Origin of the sequence: Pseudoalteromonas sp. HM-SA03 (assembly GCF_002289345.1) — a bacterium.
Taxonomy (GTDB): domain Bacteria; phylum Pseudomonadota; class Gammaproteobacteria; order Enterobacterales; family Alteromonadaceae; genus Pseudoalteromonas.
In genome coordinates this window covers 1-392 of sequence record NZ_NSDG01000175.1, presented here as the reverse complement: position 1 = coordinate 392, position 392 = coordinate 1, and the positions used below count along the sequence as shown (strand labels likewise).

1 protein-coding gene is annotated in these 392 nt (G+C 45.2%); it reads left to right on the top strand.

Annotation, left to right across the window (positions count from 1 at the left end; translation table 11 throughout):
• A partial coding sequence (locus CKO50_RS23185) for a helix-turn-helix domain-containing protein (RefSeq protein ID WP_141240181.1) occupies nucleotides 1-392 on the top strand: 392 nt, incomplete at both ends.

Sequence of the window (392 nt, the reverse complement as noted above, 5' to 3'; positions counted from 1 at the left end):
GCTCTCCAAACAGACTAAAGATCCCAGAAAGAAAGTACGCATGCTCGCGTTGGCTCATTTCTTTGAAGGTAAATCTCGCTATCAGATTGCTGAATACTTAAAGGTCAGTCGTACGAGCGTAAACAAGTGGGTGAAAGACTATCTCGACTATGGATTAGAAGGCCTGGAAGAACTACCTCGCTCGGGCCGCCCTTGCAAACTGGATGATGCACAACTGAAGCAGCTTAAAGCATATGTACTCGACTCTATAGACCGCACGGAAGGTGGTCGGCTAACACTAGAAGATATTCAGCAGTATATATCTGAGTCTTTTCACATTGAGTACGAGTTATCAGCCGTTCACAGATTGTTGAAAAGGCAAAACTTCTCATGGATCAGCAGTCGGTCAATCC